The sequence below is a fragment of the Bradyrhizobium sp. ISRA436 genome, assembly GCF_029910015.1.
GTDB lineage: Bacteria > Pseudomonadota > Alphaproteobacteria > Rhizobiales > Xanthobacteraceae > Bradyrhizobium.
On the sequence record NZ_CP094519.1, the window covers coordinates 2,451,611 to 2,476,485 of the forward strand.

The window sequence follows — 24,875 nt, forward strand, 5'->3', positions numbered from 1 at the left end:
ATCCCGGGAGGTCGGCCATGTATACGCAGGCGCTCAACACATCCGATGGCGATGAACGCACCATCGAGGATGCCGCCCGTGTCGCGCAGTTCCAGGCGCGCATCGATGCCGACGAGCGCATCGAGCCGAACGACTGGATGCCCGCTGCCTACCGCAAGACGCTGACCCGGCAGATTTCCCAGCATGCCCATTCTGAAATCGTCGGTATGCTCCCCGAGGGCAATTGGATCACCCGGGCGCCCTCGCTGCGCCGCAAGGCCGCACTGCTCGCGAAGGTGCAGGATGAATGCGGCCACGGGCTCTATCTCTATGCCGCCGCCGAGACGCTCGGGTCCTCGCGTGAGGAACTCGTCGATGCGATGCTTGCGGGGAAGGCGAAATATTCCTCGATCTTCAACTATCCGACGCTGACCTGGGCCGACATCGGCACCATCGGCTGGCTGGTCGACGGCGCGGCGATCATGAACCAGATCCCGCTGTGCCGGTGCTCCTACGGCCCCTACGCGCGCGCGATGATCCGTGTCTGCAAGGAAGAGTCATTCCACCAACGCCAGGGCTTTGAGATCATGCTCACCCTCTGCCGCGGCACCGCGGAGCAGAAGGCGATGGCCCAGAACGCGCTCGATCGCTGGTGGTGGCCGGTGCTGATGATGTTCGGTCCGCCGGATAAGGTCAGCCAGCACAGCGACACCTCGACCAAATGGAAGATCAAGCGCTTCTCCAATGACGAGCTGCGCCAGAAGTTCGTCGACGCCACCGTGCCGCAGGCTCAGTTCCTGGGATTGACCATTCCTGATCCCGGCATGAAGCAGAACGCAAACGGCAACTGGGAGTACAGCCCGATCGACTGGGAGGAGTTCAGGCAGGTGCTCGCCGGCAACGGCCCCTGCAACCGCGATCGCCTCGCCGCGCGCCGCAAGGCGCATGAAGAGGGCGCTTGGGTACGCGAGGCTGCGATTGCCTATGCCGAGAAGCGCAAGAGCCGCCAGCTCGCGCAAGCCGCCGAATAAGGGAGCGCCGACATGGCCACGCCGAACACTCCGCTCTGGGAAGTCTTCATCCGCAGCCGCAACGGGCTCGCGCACAAGCATGTCGGCTCGCTGCACGCGGCGGACGCCACGCTGGCGCTGCAGGCCGCTCGCGACATTTACACTCGCCGCGGCGAGGGTCTTTCGATCTGGGTGGTGCCGTCGAATGCGATCACCGCGTCCGATCCTTCCGAGAAAGGCATGATGTTCGAGCCGGCGGAGTCGAAGATCTACCGGCATCCGACGTTTTACGACGTACCCGACGAAGTCGGGCATATGTGACTTTCGCCCGTCATGGTGAGGAGGCGCGCAGCGCCGTCTCGAACCATGAGAGCCGCAGCCCATCCTTCGAGACGCCTGCTGCACAGGCTCCTCAGGATGAGGTCGGAACAATTTGATGCAGGTGGATATAGAAAAATGGCAGCCGCCAATATCGAGGTCTCCGAAACGCCGCTGGTGCTCTACGCGCTGCGCCGCGCCGACGATGCGCTGATCCTCGGTCACCGCCTTTCCGAATGGTGCGGCCATGCGCCGGCGCTGGAAGAGGACATGGCGCTCGCCAACATGGGCCTCGACCTGCTCGGCCAGGCGCGCGAGCTCTACACTTATGCGGCCAAGGTTGAAGGCAAGAACAACGACGAGGATAAGTTCGCGTATCTGCGGGATGTCCGCCAATATCGCAACCTTCTGCTTGTGGAGCAGCCGAATGGCGACTTTGCCCGCACCATGGTGCGGCAGTTCTTCTATGCGGCGTTCGCCGATCTCTACTGGCGCGCGATGATGGCATCATCAGATCCGACGCTGGCCGCGATTGCGGCGAAGTCGGAGAAGGAGAGTGCCTACCACCTGCGGCATTCGTCGGAATGGATGGTCCGCCTTGGCGACGGCACCGAGGAGAGCCATCGCCGGGCGCAGATCGCGATCGACGACCTCTGGGCCTACACCCGTGAGATGTTTGCTGTCGACGACAGTGAGCGCGGCCTGATCGACGCCGGCATCGCGATCGACCCGGCGGCGCTGCAACCGCGCTGGTTGAAGACGGTCACGGGCGTGGTCAACGAGGCGACGCTGACATTGCCGAAGAACGACTGGATGCAGCAGGGCGGCCGCAGCGGCCGGCACAGCGAGCATCTCGGTCATCTCCTGAGCGAGCTGCAGTCGCTGCAGCGAACCTTTCCGGGGGCGACATGGTGACGGCTGCGATCAACGACGCCGATCTGCGCCAGCGCGCCTGGGCCGCGGCCGCGCAGGTAGTCGATCCCGAAATCCCGGTGCTGACGATCGCTGATCTCGGCGTGCTGCGCGATGTCGCGGTCCACGACGGCCACGTCGAGGTAGCGATCACGCCGACCTATTCCGGCTGCCCCGCGATGAACATGATCGCGCTGGAGATCGAGCTTGCGCTGGAGCGCGAGGGCATTCAGCGGCCCAAGGTGCGGACCGTGCTGTCGCCGGCCTGGACCACCGACTGGATGAGCGAGGACGGCCGCCGCAAGTTGAAGGAGTACGGCATCGCACCGCCGCTGCCGGGCTCGTCGCGCCGCGCGCTGTTCGGCGAACAGCAGGTGATGTGTCCGCAATGCGGCTCGGCCGATACCGAGCTGCTGTCCGAATTCGGTTCGACCTCCTGCAAGGCGTTGTGGCGTTGCAAGAGCTGCCGTGAACCCTTCGATTACTTCAAGTGTCATTGACCATGTCGTGCTTAGTCGACGAGACAATGTCGTCATTGCGAGCGAAGCGAAGCAATCCATCTATCCGTGTCATGGATTGCTTCGTCGCGTCGCTCCTCGCAATGACGGTGGGAGACAGGTGATGTCCGTTACGCCTCGCTTTCACCGTCTTGCTGTGCACGATCTGCGCCGTGAGGCGCCGGATGCCGTCTCCCTGACTTTCACGATCCCGAAGGAACTGGAGTACGACTACGGCTTCATGCCCGGCCAGTACCTGACGTTGCGCACCACGATGGACGGCGAGGAGATCCGCCGCTCCTATTCGATCTGCTCCGGGCCTGACGACGGCGAGCTGCGCATCGCGGTGAAGAAGGTCGATGGCGGCGCATTCTCGAGCTGGGCGGCGGATGAATTGAAGGCCGGCGATGTGCTCGATGTGATGACGCCGACCGGGCGCTTCGGCATCGCGCATGCGCCGGAGCAGGCGCGGATCTATGCCGGCTTTGCCGCCGGCAGCGGCATCACGCCGATCCTCTCGATCATCAAGGGCGTGCTGGCGCGCGAGCCTGAGGGCCGTTTCTTCCTGTTCTACGGCAACCGCTCGACCGAGGGCATGCTCTTCCGAGAGGCGCTGGAGGAATTGAAGGACCGCTTCATGCAGCGGCTGTCGGTGTTCCACGTCATCTCGGGCGAGGAGCAGGACATTCCGATCCTGCATGGACGGCTCGACGGCGAGAAGGTGAGGGTGCTGCTGCGCTCGCTGGTCCCCGCCGAAAGTATCGATCATGTCTTCATCTGCGGCCCGGCCGGGATGAGCGACACGATCGGGGCGGCCTGCCGCGACATCGGGATCGCCGACGAGCGCGTTCATGTCGAGCGCTTCGTCTCGGAGTTCGGCGGCAAGCCGCGGCCGAAGACCGTTGTTCCGGTCGGCGCACCGCCGAAGGCGGTAGCCAGCCTGATCATCGACGGCAAGCGCCGCGAGGTGCCGGTGGCCGACGGCGAATCGATCCTGGATGCCGCACTGCGGGCCGGCATGGACCTGCCGTTCGCCTGCAAGGGCGGCATGTGCTCGACCTGCCGTGCCAAGCTGGTCGAAGGCGATGCTGCGATGGATTTGAACTATTCGCTGGAGCCGTGGGAGCTGAAGGCGGGCTTCATCCTGACATGCCAGGCCAAGCCGTGCTCCGAGAAGGTCGTGGTCGATTACGACCACGTGTGACTTTTGATCGTCGATCCGGGGCTGGTGCTGGCCGCGATCACGGAGTGACGGAAGTAGCGTTGACGTCGTCGGCGTTGCGCAGAAGACTGAAGCTGACAAGAGGCTCATTGCAACGAGCTCGACTGACAGGGAGTGCGATGTGAACGTCAAGGCCACGCTATCGCCCGAAGACATCGCCCGCGCCTGCGCGGAGGCGATGTGGAAGGAGGACGACGCCAGCAAAGGGCTCGGCATGGAGATCGTCGAGATCAAGCCGGGGCTCGCGGTGATGGCGATGACGGTGCAGCCGCACATGGTCAACGGCCAGCGTATCTGCCACGGCGGCTATATCTTCACGCTCGCCGATTCCGCCTTCGCCTTTGCCTGTAACAGCCACAATGAGCGCGTCGTGGCGGCGCAAGGCGACATCACCTTCATCCGGCCCGGCAAGCTCGGCGACCGCCTGGTCGCGACCGCGCGTGAGATCTCGCGTAGCGGCCGTTCCGGAATCTACGATGTGCGCGTCACCACTGCTGACACCGTGATCGCCGAATTTCGCGGCCATTCACGCGTGATACCAGGCACGTGGCTGCCGGAGACAGACAGCAAGACATAACGATCGATCTCAGGGGAAATGCGATGGCAACGGCAAAGCTGAAGGTCAAGGAGAGCGGTTATCGCCCGGAGCTCGACGAGGCCGAGCGCGCCTCGCGGGACGAGATCATGGCGCTGCAGACCAAGCGGCTCGCCTGGTCGCTCAAGCACGCCTATGACAATGTCGCGCACTACAAGAAGACGCTCGATGCGGCCGGCGTGCATCCGTCCGATTTCAGGCAGCTCTCCGATCTTGCGAAATTTCCGTTCACGGTGAAGACGGATCTGCGCGACAACTATCCCTTCAACATGTTCGCCGTGCCGCGCGAGAAACTGGTGCGGGTCCATGCCTCCTCCGGCACGACCGGCAAGCCGATCGTGGTCGGCTACACCAGGAGCGACATCGACATCTGGTCGGAGGTGATGGCGCGCTCGATCCGCGCTGCTGGCGGCCGCACCGGTATGCTGATGCATAACGCCTATGGCTACGGCCTGTTTACCGGCGGCCTCGGCGCGCATTACGGGGCTGAGCGGCTTGGTTGCACCGTGATCCCGATTTCCGGCGGCATGACCGAGCGGCAGGTGCAGCTCATCAACGATTTCAGGCCCGACATCATCACGGTGACGCCGAGCTACATGCTGGCGATCCTCGACGAGTTCAAGAGGCAGGGACTCGACCCGCGCAAATCGTCGCTGAAGTTCGGTATCTTCGGCGCCGAGCCCTGGACCAATGCGATGCGTGCGGAGATCGAGCAAGCCTTCAACATGGACGCCACCGATATCTACGGGCTGTCCGAGGTGATCGGACCCGGCGTTGCGCAGGAATGCGTGGAGACCAAGGACGGTCTGCACATCTGGGAAGATCACTTCTACCCTGAAGTGATCGACCCCGCGACCGGCAAGGTACTCCCCGACGGCGAGAAGGGCGAGTTGGTGTTCACCTCGCTGACCAAGGAAGGCTTTCCGATCATCCGCTACCGCACGCGGGACCTGACGCGCTTGCTGCCCGGCACGGCCCGACCCGGCATGCGCCGCATGGAGAAGGTGACCGGTCGCTCCGACGACATGATCATCCTGCGTGGCGTCAACGTGTTCCCGACCCAGATCGAGGAAATCCTGCTGGCGACCGACTGGTGCGGCGGCCATTTCATCATCGAGCTGACGCGCGAGGGCCGGATGGACGAGATGACGGTGCTCGCCGAGGCTCGCCCGGACAGCTGGGACGGCGCCGGCCTCGTCGTCCATGCCGACAAGGTCGCGGCTTTCATCAAGAACACGATCGGCATCACCGCCCACGTCCGCGCCGTCGCCCCCGAGACCCTGGAACGGTCGCTCGGCAAGGCAAAACGTGTTTACGACAGGCGGCCGAAGGGGTAACTCCTGCTCTGAAATTAAGCAGGACTGCCCTCAATGCCGGTTTCCCCTCAGCCTGACGCCCTCTCGATCGACGCGCGCTGCGTCCGGCTTTTGGCCAAGGCGGAGAACGCGGCAGCGGTTGCGCCGGTGGTCGAGACGCACGCGCTGTCGCGCGGTGCCGCCGACGTCCTGATCGAGGTGAAGGCGGCCGCGGTCAATCCGTCCGACGTCAAGGCGGCCACCGGGCTGATGCCCTATGCCGTGTTCCCGCGCACCTCGGGGCGCGACTACGCCGGCGTCGTGATCGACGGACCCTCCGGCTGGATCGGGCGCGAGGTGTTCGGCTCGTCCGGCGACCTCGGAATCCGCCGCGACGGCACCCATGCTACGCATCTGGCGGTCGAAGCCGATGCAGTCGTGGAGAAGCCAGCCGGCATCTCCTGGGAGGAGGCGGCCGGGATCGGGGTGCCTTTTGTCACCGCAATGGAAGGCTTGCGCCGCGCCGGGCTGCCGCAGAAGGGCGAAACCGTGCTCGTCATGGGCGTCAACGGCAAGGTCGGCCAGGCGGCGGTGCAGATCGCGAGCTGGCACGGCGCGCGCGTGATCGGCGTCGTGCGCAAGAACGAGCCCTATGCGGGCCACACCAATTGGCCCGTCGAGGTGATCGATGCCTCCACAACTGATGTCGCGGCGCGGGTACGTGAGCTGACCGGCGGCAAGGGCGCCGACATCGTGTACAACACGGTCGGCGATCCCTATTTCCAGGCGGCGCACAAATCGCTGGCGCTGCGCGGCCGCCAGATCCTGATCGCGGCGGTCGACCGCATCGTTCAGTTCAACATCCTCGAATTCTATCGCGGCCAGCACACCTATGTCGGCATCGATACGCTTGCACTGTCGTCGGTTGCGACCGGGGCGGTGCTGCGCCAACTCGCGCCGGGTTTCGCCAGCGGACATCTGAAGCCGTTCCCGATCGAGCCGAGCGCGGTCTATCCGCTGGAGCAGGCGAGAGCGGCGTTCGTCGCGGTCGCCGGCTCGTCGCGCGACCGCGTGATCCTGCGGCCGTGACGACGGGATAGGAAGAACGCGCATGGACCCCACCACCATCGTCATTCTCTCTGCCCTGATCATCGGCTTGATCTACGGCTCGGTCGGACTCGTCAGCGGCTTCTGCATGATGAGCAGCCTGCGCGGCTGGTGGGCGCAAGGCGACGGGCGGCTGGTCCGCACCTACGCGCTGGCGATGGGCGTCGCAATTGCGGCCTCGCAGCTGCTTGTGACCGCGGGCCTCGTCGATCTCGGCAAATCGATCTACCTGCAGCCCTCCTTTTCCGCGCCGGTGATGTTCGTTGGCGGTCTGCTGTTCGGCTACGGCATGGTGCTGTCGAACGGCTGCGGTTCGCGCGCGCTGGTGCTGCTCGGCCGCGGCAATCTCCGTTCCTTCGTGGTCGTGATCGTGCTCGGTATCTTCGCCGAGATCACGCTGAAGGGCCTGATCGCGCCGGCGCGCATCGCGATGGTGCAGGCATCACAGATAACGGTCGCGAGCAATTCGGTGCCGGCGTTGCTCACAAGCCTCGGCCTCGCGGCTCCGCAAGCGCGGATGATTGCGGCCTCGGTGCTTGCCGCCGCGCTAATCATCTTCGCATTCGCACACGCGCCGTTCAGGAGATCCTTCGGCCAGATCGTTGCCGGCCTGATCGTCGGTGGGCTCGTTGCCGCAGGCTGGTACGCCACCGGCCATCTCGGCGCCGACGACTTCAACCCGACGCCGGTGACCTCGCTCACCTTCATCGCGCCGATCGCGGACGCCCTGCAATATGTGATGCTGTCGACCGGCTCGACGCTCAATTTCGGCATCGTCACCGTGTTCGGCGTATTCGCCGGCAGCTTGCTCACGGCCCTCGTCACCGGGCGATTCCACCTCGAGGCCTATCAGTCGCCGATGCACATGCTGCGTTCGGCGTGCGGCGCGGCGCTGATGGGGACAGGCGGTGTGATGGCATTCGGCTGCTCGGTCGGGCAGGGACTGACGGGCCTGTCGACGCTATCGCTGTCGTCCCTCGTCGCGATTGCCGGCATCCTGCTCGGCACCGGTGCGGGCCTGCGCGGGGCGCTGCGGGTGAGGCCGCTGGCAACAGCCTGACCTCATGCGCGCGACGGCGCGTCCGCAAGCGTGCTCAGGGCGATCCCGCCGACGATCAGGGCCGCGGCAAGCGCAAGCGAGAGATCGACGGGTTCGCCGAGCAGGAGCGCTGCGCTGACGATGCCGATGATCGGCGTCGCGGTCGTGCCCAGCGATGTCGTCAGCGCTGGCAGGCTCTTGTTGACCATCGACATCGCCCAGTAGGCCAGCGCGGTGCCGATGAAACCGGAATAGAGGAACAGCAGCACAAGATGCGGCGACCGGGCGCATGCGGCGCATCTACCGGTCACGGCGCGATCATCTTGCCGCGGCGCTCGCGCGGCAGCTTGGGGACGTCCTTGCGGCGGAGGTCCCGCCGGGCGGCATGCAGCTAATCGCCCGCTTCAAGGACGGCGCGACGGATGGCGAAGCCGTGACGCGGCTGGTCGCAGCTGGCGTCGAGGTGCGCGCGCTGTCGAGCCTTGCGCTGGAGCGGCCGCGCGACTTTGGCCTGCTGCTCGGCTTCGCCGCCTGGCGCGAGACGAGATCGGCGCCGCGGTGCGGATCATGGCGAACTGCCTGACCGGCAAGCGCGCGGCGCGCGTCTAACTCCGCCCGTTCCCCCTCATCCTGTGACACTTTGCAACGCTGTCATTGCGAGGAGCGATAGCGACGAAGCAATCCATTTCTCCGCTTGCGGCGCTATGGATTGCGTCGCTTCGCTCGCAATGACGTGGGTGCAGGGGTGCGTATCACCTCCTGTGAGGAGCCTGTGGTGCAGTAGGCTAGATTGATTATTCCGCCTCCTTGGTGACGATCCGTACCTCCGACGTCAGCGTCTTGTGCACCGGGCACTTGTCGGCGATCTCCATCAGCCGCTTGCGCTGGTCATCATCGAGCGCGCCCTCGATCCGGATGACGCGGTCGATCTGGTCGAGCATGCCCTCGCGCGTCTCGCACTCCGCGCAATCGTTCGCGTAGATCTTGCTGTGCGTCAGCGTCACGGTGACGCGATCGAGCGGCAGCGATTTGCGGTCGGCATACATGCGCATGGTCATCGAGGTGCAGGCGCCGAGCCCAGCCAGCACAAAATCGTAAGGTCCCGGGCCGGTATCCTGGCCGCCAACGGCCACCGGTTCGTCGGCCAGCATCCGGTGTGGACCCGTGGTGACAATCTGCTGAAACTTGCCGGCCCTGGTCTCCTGTACCACGACGTTGCGCGGGGCGGTGCCCGTATCTGCTGCCGGTTGCGGCGCTGCGAACTCGACATAGCGCTCGACCCAGGCGGCAATGATGTCGGCGACATAGGCTGCGTCCTGCTTGCCGCTCAGGAGATGATCGGAGCCAGCAAGCGAGACGAAACTCTTCGGGTGCCTCGCCGCGACGAAGATGTGGGTGGCGTTCTCGATGCCGACGGTGTCGTCGGTCGGCGAGTGCATGATCAGGATCGCCTTGTGTAGCTGAGGCACCTGCGCCATCAGGTTCTGCTCGGCGACGTCGTCGAGGAATTCCCGCTTGATGCGGAACGGGCGGCCGGCCAGCGACACCTCGACCTCGCCCTGTGTGCGAATGTCGTCGAGCTTGTCCATGAAGAGATGCGTGACATGGGCGGGATCGGACGGCGCAGCGATGGTGACGACCGCTTTCGCTTCCGGAATCTGCCCGGCCGCGGCCAGGATCGCCGCTCCGCCGAGGCTGTGGCCGATCAGAATCGCCGGCGCCGCGCGTGTCTCGCGCAGGTGGTCGGCAGCGCGGACGAGATCGGCGACATTCGACGAGAAGGTCGAGTTGGCGAAATCGCCTTCGCTGGAGCCGAGCCCGGTGAAGTCGAACCGCAGCGTCGCGATGCCCTTGGCGGCAAGCGCGACCGCGATGCGTTTCGCGGCGAGTACGTCCTTGCCGCAGGTGAAGCAATGCGCGAACAGCGCGTAGGCCTTGATCGGGCCATCGGGCGTATCAAGGGCTGCGGCGAGCTGATGGCCGCCCACGCCGGTGAATTGAAAGCGTTCGTGCGGCACGATGGTTCTCCCTGCCATCCATGGCCTCGTGGTTCGAGATACGCGGCGTTGCCGCGCTCCTCATCACAAGGGTCTGAAACCTTGCTCGATGGATGACCTCATCCTGAGGAGCGGCCGCATCGCCGCGTCTCGAAGGATGAAGCCACCGGTCCAACCTCACTACCCGTGAAGCTCAGTCGCCAGAATAGCGCTGTTCAGCCCAGGGATCACCGCGGTTGTGATAGCCGCGCACTTCCCAATAGCCCGGCGCGTCCTCGGTCAGGAATTCGATGCGCTGCAGCCATTTGGCGCTCTTCCAGAAATACAGATGCGGCACCACGAGCCGTACCGGACCGCCATGCTCCTGCTCGAGCGGCTGGCCGGACCAGCGATGGGCCAATAACGCGTCCTCCGCGGCGAAGTCCTCGAGCAAGAGGTTCGTCGTATAGCCGTCATAGGAATGCAGCACGACGAAGCGCGCATCCTCGCGAGGCCGGCAGGCGGCGAGCAGGTCGCGCGTGGCAAGTCCCTCCCACTGGTTGTCGTAGCGCGACCATGTGGTGACGCAATGGATGTCGGAGACGAACTGCGTCTGCGGCTGCACCAGGAACTGTTGCCACGTCCAGTAGATCGTGTGCTCGACCGCGCCATAGACATCGAGCCGCCAGCGCGCGTGCAGGATATTGGGCGTCAGGCCGAGGTCGAGCACCGGCCAATCCCGCGTCAGGTGCTGGCCCGGCGGCAGGCGCTGCTCGTCGGGCCGGGTAACCTTGCCGGTGAGGAATTTGCCCTCGCGCGCCCAGCGCTGCTTGCTGCGCGTCAGCTTGCTTTCGGCAGGCGGCTCACGGTCGTCGGTCATCGGCTTGCTGTCATCACTCGTGGCGATGCATTGCGGAGTCGTGCTTGGTGTCGCGCATGGTCGCATAGATCAGGAGCGACAGGAAGATCATGCCGCTGAGATAGTAATAGAACCAATCCTCATGCCCGATGCTCTTGAAATAAAGTGCGACCGCCGGTGCGGTGCCGCCGAACACCGACACGGTGATCGCGTAGGGCAGGCCGACGCCAAGCGCACGCACATTGGTCGGGAACAGCTCGGCCTTCACGATCGCGTTGATCGAGGTATAGCCGGCGACGAAGATCCAGGCGCCGCAGATCAGGAGGAAGGCGATCAGCGGTGACTTGCTCTCCTTCAATGTGCTCAGGATCGGCACCGTCGCCAGCGTGCCGGTGACGCCGAAGAAGATCAGCAGCGGCTTGCGGCCGATGCGATCGGAGATCGCGCCATAGGTCGGCTGCAGGATGGTGGCGAAGATCAGCGAGCCGAAGATCACGAAGGTGGTCTGGTCTTCGGTCAGGCCGACCGAGAGCTTCACGAATGTCTGCATATAGGTGGTGAAGGTGTAGAACGCCGCGGTGCCGCCCGCAGTGAGCCCGACCACCAGCAGCAGCTCGCGGGGATGGTTCAACAGCGCCACGATCGAGCCGGTCGGCTTCGAGACTTTCTTGGCTTCGATGAAGGCCTCGGTCTCGTGCAGGCTGCGGCGCATCACCGCGGCGAAGATTGCGAGCATCGCCCCGATCACGAAGGGAATCCGCCAGCCCCACGCCTTCAGTTCCTCCGGCGTCAGGAACACCTTCTGCAGCAACAACAGGACGATGATCGCAGTGAGCTGGCCGCCGATCAGCGTGACGTACTGGAAGCTCGAATAGAAGCCGCGATGCTTGGCGTCGGCCACCTCGCTGAGATAGGTGGCGCTCGCACCATACTCGCCACCCAAGCTCAAGCCCTCGATGATGCGCGCCAGCGCCAGGATCGCCGGCGCGGCAAAGCCGATGGTCTCGTAGGTCGGGGTCACCGCGATGATTAGCGAGCCGAAGCACATGCAGACCACCGAAACGGTCAGCGACAGGCGGCGGCCGTAGCGGTCAGCGATGAAGCCGAACAGCCAGCCGCCGAGCGGGCGCATCAGAAAGGTGGCCGCGAACAACACCGCCGCGTTGAGCTGCTGGACCACGGGGTCGCTGTGCGGAAAGAACGCGGGCGCGAAATAGAGTGCGAACGCCGTATAGGCGTAAAAGTCTTACCACTCGACGAGATTGCCGACCGAGCCGATGAAGATCGCCTTCACCCGCCGCTCCACGTCGTGGATGTCGAGATGATCGCTCGCGGGCTGAGCGGTTTGATCGGACATAGCGTGGCCTCCCGGACTCTTTGGCTCGATTCCGGGGCCAAGCTACCTCATTTGGCGGGCACGATGTAACCGGTCGCGGATGACCTCAGGCGTTCCTGCCGAACAGCACTGGCAGTTGACGCGGACCGCGGACCGTGCCCTCCGACCAGGTGACCCTGCCGGCCGGGTCGAGGCGGAAATCCGGAATCCGCTTCAGCCACTCCTCGATCGCCACCGTCATCTCCATCCGCGCCAGGTTGGACCCGACGCAGCGGTGGATGCCGAGGCCGAAGGCCGCATGGCGGTTCTCCTTGCGATCGATCACCACCTTATCGGCGTCGGGGAACATGGCGGGGTCGCGGTTGGCGGCCGGGAACGACAGCAGCACCATGTTGCCCGCTTTCACCGGGCAACCGCTGATCGTGGTCTCCTTCATCACTTCGCGCGCCATCGTCACTGGCGAATAGGCGCGCAGGAATTCCTCGATCGCGGTCGGGATCAATCCGGGTTCCGCAATCAGGCGTTCGCGATCGGACGGCGTCCGGGCCAGGTGCCAGAGTGAGGAGCCGATCGCGCTCCAGGTGGTGTCGATGCCGGCGATCAGGAGCAGCCGCAGCGAGCCGAGCACATGATCGTCGGAAAGCGGTTGACCGTCCGGTCCCTTCGCCTGCATCAGCGCCGAGATCAGGTCGTCGCCCGGCTGCTGCTTGCGCTGCTCGAGATGGGTCATGAAGTAGCTGGTCATCTCGCGCACGGCGGTCATCAACTCGTTGTCGTCCTTGATGCCGAGCTCGAGGATCTGGTGAATCCACTTGATGAAGAGGTCGCCATCCTTTTCGGGAATGCCGAGCATGCGGGCGATCGCGCGCACCGGGATGTGCTTGGTGTAGCGCGCCGCGGCGTCGCACTGGCCGTCATTGATGAACTCGTCGATCAGCTCGTTGCAGATCGCGCGCACCCGCGGCTCCAGCTTCTTCATCGCATCGGGGGTGAACGGCGGCAGCAGCAACTGCTTGGCCGGCTTGTGCTCCGGCGGGTCGGAGGTGATCGGCGGCGCTTTGGCCGTGAGGTCGGGGCGGACGTCGCGCACGATCACGCGGCGGGAGGAAAAGTGCTCGGTGTCGTAGGCGATCTCCTTCACCGCCTGATAGGTGGTCGGCATGTAGCAGCCGAGGAAACGCTCGGTGTGCACGACGGGCGAAGCCGCGCGCAGTTCCTCCCAGATCGGGAACGGGTTCTCGGTCCAGGTCGGATCAGTATGGTCGAAATCGTTGACCCAGTCGGTGACTGGGGGATGCTCGGGCAGATAGCTTGCGGACGGGGAATCGGACATCGGCTCGTTTCCTTGTTCGTTCAAACGCTGGTCGGCTTTATGGAATGCTGCGTGCCCCTCGGCCGCGGCTACTCCTCGGTGACCTCGATCGCGATTTCCGGACAGTTGGTCTGCGCGAGCCACGCCTTGTCCTCGAGCCCGGCCGGGACGGATCCGTCGCCGACTTCATGGGCGTTGCCGTATTCGTCGAGCTCGAACAGTTCAGGGGCGAGTGATTTGCAGCGGGCGTGACCCTGGCACTTGTCCTGGTCGACGCGGATCTTCAGCCTGGACATGCCTGTGCTCTCCCTCAGCTCTCGCGCGCCATGGTGCGCGCTGGGTTCCTCATTTTCATTTTGCAAGTTTTATCTTGCTTGGGCGATCAGCTTCTTAGTCCGCCAAGTTATAGCGTATTACATTATCGTCGCGTTTCCGCGTCAAGCGAAAATTCAGCCGGTGGACAATCCGGCAAAGGCTGAGAAAACGTCACCATAGACTGCGAAAATTTCCAAGCGTGCCGGCCGGGTTTTTGAAGAGTGCCGGTTCGGCCTCGGCCTCTCCATAATTTCAATAACTTGGTCGGATATGGTCAGGCGGTGTCCAGTTGGTGTCTCGTCGATGCCGGTATCAACGCCGCTTTCGATACGCGTCCTCAAGGTCATTCGAATCCGTAAAAGCGACCTACTCAAAACGGACTCCTGTGTGATCGCCGAACGCCGGGTTAGTCATACTCTCTCTACGGGGAGATTGCATGGCGTGCGCAGCTTGGCTTTACGGACTTCGTCATGAAGCTTATTGCGCATCGTGGATGGTCTGCGGGTCGGGGTGAAAACTCGCTCGCCGCGTTCGCACGTGCCGCCCGTGACGGCAGAATATCTGGTGTCGAATTCGACGTCTGCCTTGCAGCGGAATCCGACACATTGGTGGTGTCACACGAGCCGCCGCGTCATGTCGAGAATGCGCTTACCCTCGATGCGGCACTGTCGCTTCTTTCGCCGACTGACCTTGAACTGTTTGTGGAGGTGAAGGAGACGGGACTTGTCTCTAAAGTCATCGAGAGGCTGGTTGCCAGCAACGTGGCCCGTCGCTCGGTCGTATTTGCCTTTGCCGCCGTCGCAAGATCCTTTCCGTGGGAGGGTGCGCGACCGGTGCGCCTGGGCATCATCGTCACGTACCCGTGGAACCTGAATCGTGCGGTGCGCAGGTTTGCGCCGGATGTCCTCCTGCTCGGCTGGGACGCGCGCGCTTGGACGCGAGTCGCTTTTCGCGCCTGGTGGTCCGTTTTCTCGCTTGAGCAGCTCGCGCGACGCCACCAGGTGCCAGTTGTGGTAGGAGTCGTGCAACGCATGGACGACCTTCATTGGCTCGCGCGGCAGCACCTCTACGGGGCGGTTGCCGACGTCGACCGCACTATTGGCCGCAGCGCCAGACCTGATTAGGCCGCGCAAACCCGTTCGTCGCCCGTGAAGTATTCGAAAGCCAACTGACAGTCGGCCCCATCTGGCGTGGGGAACCGGCTGTTTCGGTGACGTCGCCTTTTGGCCCACAGCGGCGGGATCTAGCGTTTCGTCCACATGCCGGCACAGGGTAGACCGGACGTGACGCGGAAGAGCTTTGTTTCCGGCTATGACGACATTTTGGCTGGGTGCTACCGGGATGATCGCTGGGCGATATCCCGTATCGATCAGTTCGTCGAGGCACGGACGACCCGTCCGATGCCAAATTGATCGCCGACGCGGCTGACCTTGCCGTGGCCAAAATCGATCTCGATCATGTCCTCCGACGAGCCGATCAGGCCCACGGACTTGTGGGTGTGAGCGTCGAATATTTCGGTGGCGTCATCGCTATTCTTGTTGGGCGCGACATAGGCGTAGTCGCCTTCGATGTCGAAGGTCACCCAATGCGCCCCGTGGCGACTTTTCATCCTGACCCGCTCGCTCAATACCGGGGCCATCGGATCGCGCATGCTCCACACACAGATGTGCGGATCGTCCGCACTGCTACTCTGCCACACCTCGCGCTCATCGGGTGTCCATCCAATCCCGTGCAGCAGCCCAGCTTCGCCGGCTGGATGCTCCGCAAGTCTGGCGGTGACGATGCGGCCGCTCTTGAGGTCCGCAACCTGCATCCCCCACAGGCCGGTCACGTTGTTCACCACGTAGCGGCTCATGCCATCGACCGCGTAGGGCCCGAGAATGCCAGCGTAAGGGCCGACGCGGGAGACTGTGTAGCTCTGCGGATCGATCAAATAGAGGTATTTCCCGCTTCCGTCATCGGCCTTGGTCTCCTGAAAGAGCGGCCCAGACAGCGGGAACAGGGTATCGTGCAATCGACTGGAGAAATGCACCTTGCGGATGACATCGCCCGTGCTGGCATCGACAACGTTGAGAAAGTCGGCCGAGCGGCCTTCCCAGGTCGGAACGTACAAGAGCTGCCCGCCCGGATGAACCGCCAGCCGATCGACATCGGGATCGATGGCGCGATTCCAGAGCACCACGTCATCGTAGAGATTAAGGCAATAGATCATCCCGATTCCTGAGCGGGTGCGGTAGGCCACGTAGAGCCGGCCGGTCGCCGCGCTAGCGGCGACCCCCTTCACGTCGTCCACCTCACGAACGGTCTCGATGGTCTTAACTAGACGATGCTCGGTATCCATGTCGTAGACCGATATGGAACCCCGTATGGCCGCCGCCTGATTGACAGCGTAGAGGAACCGCCCGGTGCGCGGTTCGTGTGTGGCAAGCACTGGGCTCTCCGTTGACGTGCTGCTCGTTGATGCAGCGGGAGGTGCGGCCGCGGCGCTCCAGACCGTAGACCCAATCGTCAAGGTCGCCGCTACAACGGTGCAGGCAAGGCGAATACGGTGCTGTTCAGCTGTCATCTGCCCGCCTCAAAACGCGAACGCAATCGTAAAGCATTTTACGCTACGCTGGAAATGATACATATCGACGAAATCCGCGTGTCAGATGTTGGAGGTAGATCGGAAATCGCCGAAGCTTGGCCAAATCGACAGAGATGACCGATGCGTCTCAGGGAACGATCCGCTGCGCGCGGAACTCGCGCATGAGCTGCACAAACATCTCTTCGCTATCAATCACATCGTGGAAGCCGAAGCGGCGGGATTTAGTAACGTCCGACATCACGTCCCAGTCGCAACTGAAGACATAATCGGCAAAGGGCCAGGCCACGAGCTCATCGTAGGCGTAGGGCTTCAGCCCATGTTTCTCTGTCATGACGCGCCAGAGTGGTGCGTTGTCTATCATGTGTGCGGTAAGGCTTATCGTCTGCACGTCGCCGGCTGGCATATCGAAAGCGGCCGCGAGCTTCGGCCACAGATTCTTCCAGCGGAAATAGTCACCGTTGGTGATGTTGAAAGCTTCGAGCCCGCACCGAGGCGTGCTCGCCGCCCAGAGCACTGCGTTGGCGAAGTGCGCGGATTCAGTGACCTGGTAGATCGATGTATAGGCGCCAGGCTTTCCCGGGAAACGCAGCGGCAACCCAAGCTCCTTGCTGATCGCGGCGTAGACCGCGACCGCCGGCGCCAGACTCATCGGCGTGCCCGGCGCAAAGCCGCACAAGGTCTGTGGTCGCAGCTCCACCCAGTCCCAGCGCTTGCCGCGCTGGAAGGCGGCGAGCCAGTCGATCTGCTCGAAATAATAGTTGGGACCCATGTGGCGCGGGTCGCTCTCTCGTGCCGGTGTTTTGAATGGCCCGAGGTGTGAGCCATAATATTTTGTGCCGGTGACCAGCACCACGCGGCGCAGCGCAGACGACGCGCTGTCGATCGCGGTCACGGCGTTAACCAGCATGTCGCGGTTTGGAGCGATGTTCGATGCATAGCCCGCGGCGGCGCCCGCCGCAGGCTGAAACGCCGCGTAGAAGACGTGCGTGGCTTCCGTCAGGCCGGCGAGCTTCGCCGCCGCGTCCTCACGGTCCAATAGATCGACACTGATGTGGCGGTAGCGGGGCACGGCGCCGGCCGCACGGCGCGACAGACCGATGACGGACCAGTCATCCTGCCTGAGCAGCCGCTCGACTATGTAGCGTCCGATCACTCCGAGCGCTCCGACGACTACGGCCTCCTTGTGCTCAGCCATGTGTGCCCGTTTCTGTGCCCGTTTCCGTTCGATTACGATGGTAGTCGTGTCCAAGGCTCTTGTCGCCTGAATTGGGACGCTGCCTGGCGTACGCCGGGGCGCTCGGCCCGGACAACCTCCTCGCGATCGCCGACGAGTTGATCGAGTGAGCGGCTGATGTCCGAATCCGGACCCTGAGCGGAACTGAGAACGGCGCGAGCGGCTCACGCAAGATACCGGCTGCCGTGCGCTCTCCCTGCCGCTCACCATTCGGTCGATGCACGGGCGGGAGGGGCGCCCCGGGGCGTTCCTGATGCCCAACCAGCCCACGGTCATCGATAGCCTCCCGGCTACGAACTCTGGCCGCGGATCGCGACGATTTGTTCCCGCCGGGAAGCAGGTGTCGGGAACCGTCGCATTCAATAGTCGTTTCGAGATCAGTCCGGGAACTGCATCCCGGAAGTCGGTGGGGCCATCCAAGCGGGACGAAGCGCGCCGCGGGCGCCATAACTGATGGTCAACGGCAATGAAAAGCGCCGTTTCTTCCAAAAGCCAGAACTCCCGGATGCTTCGACGCATGGCCATCATGCTGGTCGCTGTCGGACTGGCTTTGGGGTCGGTGTTCGGGTTTGAAGCTTTTCGGGCCAGGATGATCCAGAAGTCGATCGCCGGACTGCGCAACCCGCCGCAGACGGTTTCCACGATCACGGCCGGCACGCAGCGGTGGCAGGACCGCCTGGAGGCCGTGGGCAGCACCCGGGCGGAAAAGGGGGCCGACCTCAGTCCGCAGGTCGCCGGTATCGTCAAAGCCATCCACTTCCAGTCCGGCGAAGAAGTCGAGCAGGGAACATTGCTCGTCGAGCTGGAAGACGCCGATGACGTCGCGCACTTGCACGCTCTCGAGGCGACGACGGCGTTGGCGCAGCTCAACTACGATCGCGACGTCAGGTTGCTCAAGAGCCAGTCCGTGAGCCAGCAGACTGCTGATACGGACCTGGCAACGCTCAAGAACAACCAGGCGCAGGTTGCGCAACAACAGGCGCTTGTCGGCTACAAGTCGATCCGGGCACCTTTCTCCGGCCGAATGGGCATCCGTCAGGTCGATCTCGGCCAGTATATCGCGCCGGGGACGCCGATCGTAACGCTGCAGAAGCTCGATCCGATCTTCGTGGATTTCTACGTGCCGCAGCAGGACCTGGCAAAGATCGGGGTCGGCCAACCCGTCATTGCGAAGGTCGACACCTATCCTGATGAGACATTCACCGGCACGATCATGGCGATCAACTCCCTCGTCAATGCGGCGACGCGGAATGTCCAGGTCCGGGCGACACTCAGGAATCCCGACGAGAAGCTGCTGCCGGGAATGTTTGCGACCGTCGATATCGATGTGGGGACGCAGAAGGATTACGTGACACTGCCGAAGACGGCGATCTATTACAACGCGTATGGAGATATTGCCTATCTGATCAAAGATGCCGGCGGGGACGAGAGCGGGCAGGGGCAAAAGATTGCGCACCAGGTCTTCGTGAAAACCGGCCAGACCCGCGGCGACCAGGTCGCGGTGCTGGATGGAATCAAGCCCGGCGATGTCGTGGTCACGGCCGGGCAGAACAAGCTGCACAACGGATCGCCGGTCCGGATCAATAACGAAGTCGCCACGCCTTTCAGCGCGAACCCTCAGGTCTCCGAACAATGAGAGGCCTGCCATGAACTTCACCGACCTCTTCATTCGCCGGCCCGTTCTTGCCACCGTGGTCAATCTGATGATCCTCGCGCTCGGCCTGCGCGCCATGAGTTTGCTGCCTGTGCTGCAATATCCGCGCACGCAGAATGCGGTCGTCACCGTTACTACCACCTATTACGGCGCTGCCCCCGATGTGATCGCCGGCTTCATTACAACGCCGCTCGAGAACGCGATCGCCCAGGCGAACGGCATCGATTACATGAGTTCGAATAGCGCAAGCGGCGTGAGCACGATCACCATCAACCTCCGCCTCAACTACGATGCCGACAAGGCACTGACGGAAATCAACACCAAGGTCAGCTCGGTGCTCAACCAGCTTCCCTCGGGGTCGCAGCAACCGGTGCTGAAGGTGCAGATCGGTCAGACGATCGACGCCATGTATCTCGGCTTCGACAGCGACGTGCTGGGACGGAATCAAATCACCGATTATCTCACCCGCGCCGTTCAGCCGAAGCTGCAGGCCGTACCGGGCGTTCAGACTGCGGAAATTCTGGGCGGACAGAACTTTGCCCTGCGGGCGTGGCTCGACCCGAAAAAGCTGGCTGCTTATGGCCTCAGCGCCGCAGATATAGCGGCTGCGTTGACGCAGAACAATTTTATCTCCGGGCTCGGCACCACCAAGGGGCAGATGGTGGAGGTGAATCTCACAGCATCGACCGGCCTACATTCGGAGAGCGAATTTGCCAACCTGATTGTCAAGCAGGCGGGTGGCGCGATCGTGCGGTTGAAGGATGTCGCAAACGTCTCGCTCGGCGCGGACGACTATGACACACAGGTCGCATTCGACGGCAAGCCGGCGGTCTATATCGGCATCCAGGTGGCGCCGACTGCCAACCTGCTCGACGTGATCGCGGGCGTGCACCGGATTTTCCCGGGCATTCAACAACAGCTGCCCAACGGACTGCACGGCCAGATCGTTTACGATTCCACCAAATTCGTGCGCGCGGCGATCTATGACGTCGTACAGACGCTCGTCGAGGCTCTGCTGATCGTCAATCTCGTCGTATTCCTGTTCCTGGGGTCGGGGCGTTCCGTCCTGATCCCGATGGTCGCGATCCCGCTGTCGCTGGTGGGCGCCTTCACCATGATGCTGGCGGTCGGTTTCTCGATCAATCTCTTGACGCTGCTGGCGCTGGTGCTTGCGATCGGGCTCGTGGTCGATGATGCCATCATCGTCGTCGAAAACGTCAATCGTCACCTTGAGGCCGGCAAGGCGCCGGTCGTTGCGGCGATCGAGGCTACGCGAGAACTCGGCCGCCCGATCATCGCCATGACGGTTGTCCTTGTCGCGGTCTATGTCCCGATCGCGTTCCAGGGCGGTCTGACCGGGGCGCTGTTCACGGAATTCGCATTCACCCTGGTCGGCACGGTGACAATATCGGCCGTTGCCGCGCTGACGCTGTCGCCGATGATGAGCTCCCGTCTGCTCAAGCCGCATGGCGCAACGCGCGGTTGGCAGGCACGATTCACTGCCCTCATTGAACGCCGTTTTGAGGCGCTACGTCGTCTTTATCTGAGCTGGCTGCACGACAGCCTAGACTATATACCTATAACAAGCGTCTTCGCACTGCTTGTGCTGTCCAGCATATATTTCCTTTATGCAGGCGCCAAGAGCGAACTTGCTCCCCAGGAAGACCAGGGTGTGGTGATTGCGACGTCCACGTTGGCGCCGGACGCGACCTTACAGCAAAAGGTGCTGTATGCGCGGCAGGTCTTCCAGATCATGAAGAAATATCCTGAGACCGATCACGTCTTCCAGATCAACTCGCCTGCGCGCGTGGTCTCGGGCATGGTGCTGACGCCGTGGGACGAGCGCACAAGGACGAGCAACCAGCTGCAGCCGATCGTTCAGCACCAACTCGACCAGGTTGCCGGGGCGCGGATCGCCGCCTTTCAGTTGGCTCCGCTGCCGGGCAGCCAGGGGCTGCCGATACAGTTCGTGATCAAGACGACCGATTCGTTCGACAAGCTCGACAATGCCGCCCAGCAGTTCCTGAAAGCTGCGATCGACAGCGGAATGTTCATCTTCCTCGACACAGATCTGAAGATCGACAATCCCGAAGCAGTCGTCGAGATCAATCGCGACAAGGCTGCGCAACTTGGGCTCAAGATGAGCGATGTCGGCAACGCGATGGGGGCGATGCTGGGCGGTGGTTATGTGAACTATTTCAGCCTTGACCAGCGTTCCTACAAGGTAATCCCGCAAGTCCATCGACGGTTTCGCCTGAATACAGATCAGCTGCTCAACTACTACGTGGCCAACGTATCGGGCATTCCCGTGCCGCTGTCGACGATCGCGCACATCGCAACCAAAACGGTCCCGGAGACGCTCAATCATTTCCAGCAGCTTAACAGCGCCACCATTCAGGGAGTTGCGGCGCCCGGCGTCGCGCAGTCCGACGCACTGGACTTCCTCAGGAATCTTGCTGCCAAGACGTTACCGCGAGGCTACACCGTCGATTACAGCGGCTTGTCCCGGCAATATATCCAGGAATCCTCCGGCTTTGTCGCCACGTTCGGATTTGCGCTGGTGATCATCTTCCTGTCGCTTGCGGCGCTGTTCGAAAGCTTCCGCGATCCATGCATCATATTGGTATCGGTGCCGATGTCGATCGCCGGTGCGTTGATCTTCGTGAGCCTTGGCATCGGCGGCGCATCGCTGAACATATACACCGATGTCGGCCTGGTGACGTTGATGGGCCTGATCAGCAAGCACGGCATTCTGATTGTCGAATTCGCAAACGAGCTGCAGCGCGGCGGCGTCGCCAAGCGCGAAGCAATCGAGCAGGCGGCCGGAATCAGATTGCGGCCGATCCTCATGACCACCGCGGCAATGGTCTTTGGCGTGGTTCCGCTGATCCTCGCAAGCGGCGCTGGAGCGGTCTCGCGCTTCAACATGGGACTTGTCATCGCAAGCGGAATCTCGATCGGTACACTGTTCACGCTCTTCGTGGTGCCGGCCATTTATCTCCTGATCGCGACCGAGCATTCCCACCAAGTATCGCAGGACGCATCGCAGCTTGCGCCGCCAGGTGATGAGCCGAGGACAGTCTGACCCGGCAATCGGTCTCGCCTGCGCGACCCGCAGAGTCTGCAGTCGGCTTCGCCATGTGCGCTCGAACGGTACAGGCAACCCATTTGCGCTGTCAGATCAATACCGCGCCGCTCCGTTTCAACGGAACAACATTAAAACTCGTCAGTCTTTCAAGATAAATTCTCCGCCAAAAAAAGGTCCTCCCGGACTAACGAGTTAGCTAGGCGAGCCACCGTTTGCGGCGGCGGTAGTGCTTGCTGTCACGGAAACTCTTGCGGCGATCTTCGGAAATGCCGAGGTAGAATTCCTTCACATCCTCGTTGGCGGCGAGCGCCCTGGCCTCGCCGTCCATCACCACGCGACCGTTCTCTAGGATGTAGCCGTAACGCGCGAATTGCAGCGCCATATGGGTGTTCTGCTCGGCGAGTAAAAACGACACGCCTTCCTTCTCGTTCAGGTCTTTGACGATGCGGAAGATCTCCTCGACGATCTGTGGCGCCAGCCCCATAGAGGGCTCGTCGAGCAAAATCATCTTCGGGCGCGACATCAACGCGCGCCCCAAGGCGCACATCTGCTGCTCGCCGCCGGAGGTGTAGCCGGACAACGCATTCTTCCGCTCGGCGAGGAGGGGGAAATAATTATACACCAGATCCAGATCGCGGCTTATCGCGGCCTTGCCGTCGCGCCGGGTGAAGGCGCCAGTGAGCAAATTCTCTTCGATGGTGAGGTGGCCGAAACAATGACGGCCTTCCATCACTTGTATGCAGCCGCGCCGCACCAGCTCGTTGGGCGAGAGATGTTGCACCTCGGCGCCGTCGAACTGGATGATGCCCTTGGTGACGTCGCCGCGTTCGGCGTGCAGCAGATTGGAGATCGCTTTTAGCGTGGTGGTCTTGCCAGCGCCGTTGGCGCCGAGCAATGCCACGATGCCGCCTTTGGGCACGCCGAGCGATACGCCCTTGAGCACCAGGATGACGCGGTCGTAGATGACCTCGATATTGTTGACCGACAGCAAGAGGGCGGCGGGCGTGGTCACTGGCTTAGAAGCGGCGAGTTCGGCGGTGGGCATGCCGGTCTTTCCCTTGAAGCCGCCCTCATCCCGACGAGGTGCGCACGCCTCGAGGGATGAGGGCAACTGGCCTATCTATCGTCTCTCCTTTCTCGAGACGCGCCCCACCGCGCTCGGAAGGATAAGGGTCTTCTCAGTTACGCTGGCTTGTCGCAAGCCTCGGTGCGCTTCGGCCAGCCGGTGTTCTTCTCGACGTAGTCGGCAGCAGCCTTCTCCAGCAACGGCTGCACCTTGTCCTTCATCGGCTCGATCCAGTCGGAGACCTTGACCCATTTGGTGCCATCCCATTGCTGCATGTAGGCTGGGCTGTGGCCGTTATGGTCGGTGCAAGTGGAGTGGACAACTGTTCCGAAGTTCGGGAGGCCGAGCTCCTTCCAGTGCGCCTCCGAAATGTCCAGCGTTTCGAGGCCGCGCCGGACATCCGGGCCAGTCACGACTTTCTTGCCGGTGATCCTTTGTGCATTGCGGATCGCTTCCGCGATCAGCACGCTGTTGTAGACGCCCCGATCGTAGAAGGTGCTGGCGAACTGATCGCTTGCGACCTGGCTCTTGCCTTTGTCCACAACGTATTTCTTGATGTCCTGGATCGCGGGATAGTTCGAGCCCAAGCCGCTGATATTGAGCGCGAGATAGCCCTTGGCCTCCTGACCCGCGGCGCTCGCGTCACTGTCGGCTCCCGACCACCAGATGCCGACGAAGTGGTCCATCGGATAACCATTCTCAGCGGCGCGCTTGACCGCAGTCGGATTCATGGCGCCCCAGCCCCACATGATCATCCAGTTCGGACGGTCGCGGCGAACCGACAGCCATTGTCCGGACTGATCCGACATCTCCTTGCCGGCCACCGGGTAGAGCTTCACCGTAAAGCCGTAGTCCTTGCCCAGCTGCTCAAGCAGCGGAATCGGCTCGCGGCCATAGCCAGCGTCGAGATAGATGAAGCCGATCGTCTTGCCCTTGAGCTTTGCCAGGCCGCCTTCCTTGTCGCCGATGTAGCGGATGATCATCGACATGCCGTCCCAATAAGTGGCGGGCGGATTGAACACCCACGGGAAGTCCTCGCCGATCGCCGAAGCCGATAATCCATAGGCCATCGACAGGACCGGGATCTTGTCGACCGCGGCCTTCGGAATCACCTGCAGCGTAATGCCGGTCGAGAACGGGTTGACGACTGTCGGGTTCTTGTCCTTCACCGACTCCCAGCATTCCACGCCCCGTTTGACGTCATAGCCGGTTTCGCATTCCTCCACCTTGAGCTTGACGCCGCCGATTCCGCCGTCCCGCTCGTTAAGCATGGTGAGATAGTCGTGCATGCCGTTGGCGATCGGGATGCCGGAATTGGCATAGGGACCGGTACGGTAGGTAAACAGTGGCACGTAGATCGAGTCCTGCGCCAGAGCTGGGCTGGTCAGCGCTGTGGTTCCCAGCAACCCGGCACAGGCAATGACGATAAGCAGTGGTCTTGTATTCATGACATCCTCCCATCAACCGCGCCGAC

At 62.8% G+C, this 24,875-nt stretch carries 20 protein-coding genes and 3 pseudogenes; 13 read left to right on the top strand and 10 right to left on the bottom strand.

The annotated features are described in order from the left end of the window. Positions 1-17 precede the first annotated feature (17 nt). The 9 genes from paaA to MTX23_RS11545 all read left to right on the top strand — a co-directional run bounded on the left by paaA (position 18) and on the right by MTX23_RS11545 (position 7,995). Positions 18-1,010, top strand: coding sequence for a 1,2-phenylacetyl-CoA epoxidase subunit PaaA (gene paaA / locus MTX23_RS11505; RefSeq protein WP_280976752.1), 993 nt, complete (start codon positions 18-20; stop codon positions 1,008-1,010). Between the two features lie 12 nt (positions 1,011-1,022). Then, a complete protein-coding gene (gene paaB, locus MTX23_RS11510; RefSeq protein WP_225711457.1) occupies positions 1,023-1,310 on the top strand; it encodes a 1,2-phenylacetyl-CoA epoxidase subunit PaaB in 288 nt (95 codons plus the stop codon). 135 nt (positions 1,311-1,445) lie between these two features. After that, positions 1,446-2,222, top strand: a complete 777-nt coding sequence (paaC, locus tag MTX23_RS11515) for a 1,2-phenylacetyl-CoA epoxidase subunit PaaC (protein WP_280976753.1) — start codon at positions 1,446-1,448, stop codon at positions 2,220-2,222. Further along, complete coding sequence (paaD, locus tag MTX23_RS11520) at positions 2,216-2,719, top strand: 1,2-phenylacetyl-CoA epoxidase subunit PaaD (protein ID WP_280976754.1); 504 nt, start codon at positions 2,216-2,218, stop codon at positions 2,717-2,719. The genes paaC and paaD overlap by 7 nt, the downstream gene beginning before the upstream one ends. Before the next feature lie 121 nt (positions 2,720-2,840). Further along, positions 2,841-3,920, top strand: coding sequence for a 1,2-phenylacetyl-CoA epoxidase subunit PaaE (gene paaE / locus MTX23_RS11525; RefSeq protein WP_280976755.1), 1,080 nt, complete (start codon positions 2,841-2,843; stop codon positions 3,918-3,920). A 139-nt stretch (positions 3,921-4,059) separates the two neighbouring features. Further along, on the top strand, positions 4,060-4,515 hold the full coding sequence (gene paaI, locus MTX23_RS11530; protein WP_280976756.1) for a hydroxyphenylacetyl-CoA thioesterase PaaI: 456 nt from the start codon (positions 4,060-4,062) through the stop codon (positions 4,513-4,515). A 23-nt stretch (positions 4,516-4,538) separates the two neighbouring features. Then, positions 4,539-5,870: a phenylacetate--CoA ligase PaaK gene (paaK, locus tag MTX23_RS11535; protein WP_280976757.1), complete on the top strand. Its 1,332-nt coding sequence runs from the start codon at positions 4,539-4,541 to the stop codon at positions 5,868-5,870. 33 nt (positions 5,871-5,903) lie between these two features. Next, positions 5,904-6,917: a zinc-binding alcohol dehydrogenase family protein gene (locus MTX23_RS11540; protein ID WP_280976758.1), complete on the top strand. Its 1,014-nt coding sequence runs from the start codon at positions 5,904-5,906 to the stop codon at positions 6,915-6,917. A 22-nt stretch (positions 6,918-6,939) separates the two neighbouring features. Then, positions 6,940-7,995 (top strand): YeeE/YedE family protein, encoded by a 1,056-nt coding sequence (locus MTX23_RS11545; protein ID WP_280976759.1) that lies wholly within the window; start codon positions 6,940-6,942, stop codon positions 7,993-7,995. Positions 7,996-7,997: 2 nt separating this feature from the next. On the opposite strand, the pseudogene MTX23_RS11550 reads toward MTX23_RS11545, so the two are convergent. Continuing rightward, a pseudogene (locus MTX23_RS11550) lies at positions 7,998-8,246 on the bottom strand (EamA family transporter); the annotation flags it as partial. Between the two features lie 14 nt (positions 8,247-8,260). Here MTX23_RS11550 and MTX23_RS11555 point away from each other — a divergent pair. Next, a pseudogene (locus MTX23_RS11555) lies at positions 8,261-8,583 on the top strand (PLP-dependent aminotransferase family protein); the annotation flags it as partial. Between the two features lie 185 nt (positions 8,584-8,768). Here MTX23_RS11555 and MTX23_RS11560 read toward each other — a convergent pair. From MTX23_RS11560 to MTX23_RS11580, 5 genes and pseudogenes are all read right to left on the bottom strand, one after another. Next, on the bottom strand, positions 8,769-9,992 hold the full coding sequence (locus MTX23_RS11560; protein WP_280978047.1) for a bifunctional alpha/beta hydrolase/OsmC family protein: 1,224 nt from the start codon (positions 9,990-9,992) through the stop codon (positions 8,769-8,771). A gap of 172 nt (positions 9,993-10,164) precedes the next feature. Next, the gene (locus MTX23_RS11565; protein ID WP_280976760.1) at positions 10,165-10,830 is read right to left on the bottom strand and encodes a sulfite oxidase-like oxidoreductase; all 666 of its coding nucleotides are present in this window, start codon (positions 10,828-10,830) and stop codon (positions 10,165-10,167) included. Between the two features lie 13 nt (positions 10,831-10,843). Beyond that, a pseudogene (locus MTX23_RS11570) lies at positions 10,844-12,166 on the bottom strand (MFS transporter). Positions 12,167-12,251: 85 nt separating this feature from the next. Beyond that, the gene (locus MTX23_RS11575; protein WP_280976761.1) at positions 12,252-13,478 is read right to left on the bottom strand and encodes a cytochrome P450; all 1,227 of its coding nucleotides are present in this window, start codon (positions 13,476-13,478) and stop codon (positions 12,252-12,254) included. A gap of 68 nt (positions 13,479-13,546) precedes the next feature. After that, entirely contained in the window at positions 13,547-13,753 is a 207-nt protein-coding gene (locus MTX23_RS11580) for a ferredoxin (protein WP_280976762.1), read from the bottom strand. 489 nt (positions 13,754-14,242) lie between these two features. On the opposite strand from MTX23_RS11580, the gene MTX23_RS11585 reads away from it, so the two are divergent. After that, a complete protein-coding gene (locus MTX23_RS11585; RefSeq protein ID WP_280976763.1) occupies positions 14,243-14,896 on the top strand; it encodes a glycerophosphodiester phosphodiesterase in 654 nt (217 codons plus the stop codon). Positions 14,897-15,141: 245 nt separating this feature from the next. Here the strand turns inward: MTX23_RS11585 and MTX23_RS11590 are convergent, their stop codons facing one another. Further along, positions 15,142-16,338 carry a hypothetical protein gene (locus tag MTX23_RS11590; protein WP_280976764.1) on the bottom strand — a complete coding sequence of 399 codons (1,197 nt, stop codon included), beginning with the start codon at positions 16,336-16,338 and terminating at the stop codon, positions 15,142-15,144. A gap of 148 nt (positions 16,339-16,486) precedes the next feature. Then, entirely contained in the window at positions 16,487-17,554 is a 1,068-nt protein-coding gene (locus MTX23_RS11595) for an SDR family oxidoreductase (protein ID WP_280976765.1), read from the bottom strand. Positions 17,555-18,110: 556 nt separating this feature from the next. Between MTX23_RS11595 and MTX23_RS11600 the strand changes: the two genes are divergently transcribed. Further along, on the top strand, positions 18,111-19,229 hold the full coding sequence (locus MTX23_RS11600; RefSeq protein WP_280976766.1) for an efflux RND transporter periplasmic adaptor subunit: 1,119 nt from the start codon (positions 18,111-18,113) through the stop codon (positions 19,227-19,229). A 10-nt stretch (positions 19,230-19,239) separates the two neighbouring features. Beyond that, positions 19,240-22,332: an efflux RND transporter permease subunit gene (locus MTX23_RS11605; RefSeq protein ID WP_280976767.1), complete on the top strand. Its 3,093-nt coding sequence runs from the start codon at positions 19,240-19,242 to the stop codon at positions 22,330-22,332. A gap of 199 nt (positions 22,333-22,531) precedes the next feature. Here the strand turns inward: MTX23_RS11605 and MTX23_RS11610 are convergent, their stop codons facing one another. Further along, positions 22,532-23,380: an ABC transporter ATP-binding protein gene (locus MTX23_RS11610; protein WP_280976768.1), complete on the bottom strand. Its 849-nt coding sequence runs from the start codon at positions 23,378-23,380 to the stop codon at positions 22,532-22,534. Positions 23,381-23,517: 137 nt separating this feature from the next. Continuing rightward, positions 23,518-24,849 (bottom strand): ABC transporter substrate-binding protein, encoded by a 1,332-nt coding sequence (locus MTX23_RS11615; RefSeq protein WP_280976769.1) that lies wholly within the window; start codon positions 24,847-24,849, stop codon positions 23,518-23,520. Positions 24,850-24,875 lie beyond the last annotated feature (26 nt).

Bases quoted from the DNA above. Each gene is read 5' to 3' on its own strand.
- MTX23_RS11565 (WP_280976760.1), bottom strand. From the start codon at position 10,830: ATGACCGACGACCGTGAGCCGCCTGCCGAAAGCAAGCTGACGCGCAGC.
- MTX23_RS11600 (WP_280976766.1), top strand. From the start codon at position 18,111: ATGGCCATCATGCTGGTCGCTGTCGGACTGGCTTTGGGGTCGGTGTTC.
- paaK (WP_280976757.1), top strand. From the start codon at position 4,539: ATGGCAACGGCAAAGCTGAAGGTCAAGGAGAGCGGTTATCGCCCGGAG.
- MTX23_RS11605 (WP_280976767.1), top strand. From the start codon at position 19,240: ATGAACTTCACCGACCTCTTCATTCGCCGGCCCGTTCTTGCCACCGTG.
- MTX23_RS11540 (WP_280976758.1), top strand. From the start codon at position 5,904: ATGCCGGTTTCCCCTCAGCCTGACGCCCTCTCGATCGACGCGCGCTGC.
- MTX23_RS11615 (WP_280976769.1), bottom strand. From the start codon at position 24,849: ATGAATACAAGACCACTGCTTATCGTCATTGCCTGTGCCGGGTTGCTG.
- paaE (WP_280976755.1), top strand. From the start codon at position 2,841: ATGTCCGTTACGCCTCGCTTTCACCGTCTTGCTGTGCACGATCTGCGC.
- paaA (WP_280976752.1), top strand. From the start codon at position 18: ATGTATACGCAGGCGCTCAACACATCCGATGGCGATGAACGCACCATC.
- paaD (WP_280976754.1), top strand. From the start codon at position 2,216: ATGGTGACGGCTGCGATCAACGACGCCGATCTGCGCCAGCGCGCCTGG.
- paaC (WP_280976753.1), top strand. From the start codon at position 1,446: ATGGCAGCCGCCAATATCGAGGTCTCCGAAACGCCGCTGGTGCTCTAC.
- MTX23_RS11585 (WP_280976763.1), top strand. From the start codon at position 14,243: ATGAAGCTTATTGCGCATCGTGGATGGTCTGCGGGTCGGGGTGAAAAC.
- MTX23_RS11610 (WP_280976768.1), bottom strand. From the start codon at position 23,380: ATGCCCACCGCCGAACTCGCCGCTTCTAAGCCAGTGACCACGCCCGCC.
- MTX23_RS11595 (WP_280976765.1), bottom strand. From the start codon at position 17,554: ATGGCTGAGCACAAGGAGGCCGTAGTCGTCGGAGCGCTCGGAGTGATC.
- paaB (WP_225711457.1), top strand. From the start codon at position 1,023: ATGGCCACGCCGAACACTCCGCTCTGGGAAGTCTTCATCCGCAGCCGC.
- MTX23_RS11580 (WP_280976762.1), bottom strand. From the start codon at position 13,753: ATGTCCAGGCTGAAGATCCGCGTCGACCAGGACAAGTGCCAGGGTCAC.
- MTX23_RS11575 (WP_280976761.1), bottom strand. From the start codon at position 13,478: ATGTCCGATTCCCCGTCCGCAAGCTATCTGCCCGAGCATCCCCCAGTC.
- MTX23_RS11545 (WP_280976759.1), top strand. From the start codon at position 6,940: ATGGACCCCACCACCATCGTCATTCTCTCTGCCCTGATCATCGGCTTG.
- MTX23_RS11590 (WP_280976764.1), bottom strand. From the start codon at position 16,338: ATGACAGCTGAACAGCACCGTATTCGCCTTGCCTGCACCGTTGTAGCG.